General features: G+C 62.6%; 1 pseudogene. It reads left to right on the top strand.

Going from position 1 to position 725, the window contains the following annotated elements:
- Positions 1-69: 69 nt before the first annotated feature.
- Positions 70-725, top strand: a pseudogene (locus HF877_RS21115) (IS3 family transposase); the annotation flags it as partial.

Below are 725 nucleotides of genomic sequence, written 5' to 3'. Positions count from 1 at the left end.
GGGACTGCCCCCGGTTTGGTTGACATCTGATCTGTGAGGATCACTCCTCACGATGGAAGGATGTTTCCCATGCCGAAGCCGTTCCCCGCCGAGTTCCGCCGTGACGTCATCGCCGTCGCCCGCAAGGGCGAGGCCCCGTTGCGTCAGATCGCCAAGGACTTCGGGATCTCCGAGGGGTGCCTGCACCGCTGGCTCAAGATCGCCGACCGCGAGGACGGCATCGGCGCCGGCGGGAAATCCTCCGGCTCAGACGAGTCAGCAGAACTGCGGGAAGCCCGCAAACGGATCAAGCTCCTCGAGCAAGAAGCAGAGGTCATGCGTCGTGCCGTGGCCTATCTGTCCCGGGACGTCAACCCAAAATGATGTTCCCGCTGGTCCTCGACCTCGCCGCCGACGGAGTGCCCGTCACGGTGACCTGCCGGGTTCTCGGTTTCTCCACCCAAGCGTTCTACAAATGGAAGAAATATCCGGTCACGCAACGTGATTGGGATGACGCGCATCTGATCAACATCGCCCGCGCCATCCATGCCGACGATCCCGCATTCGGTTACCGCTTCATCGCCGACGAACTACCCGGCCATGGAATCGCCGCCGGAGAGAACCGTGTCGCCAGGCTGTGCTCGCAAGAGCGCATCTGGTCGGTGTTCGCGAAGAAGAAAGGCCTGAACAGAAAAGCGGGCCCGCCTGTTCACGACGACCTCGTCGACCGCCGATTCACCGCAGAG

The organism is Rhodococcus sp. BL-253-APC-6A1W (assembly GCF_012843405.1).
GTDB lineage: Bacteria > Actinomycetota > Actinomycetes > Mycobacteriales > Mycobacteriaceae > Rhodococcus.
The sequence above is the reverse complement of the archived record's forward strand: the minus strand, read 5'-3'. Positions and strand labels throughout refer to the sequence as shown.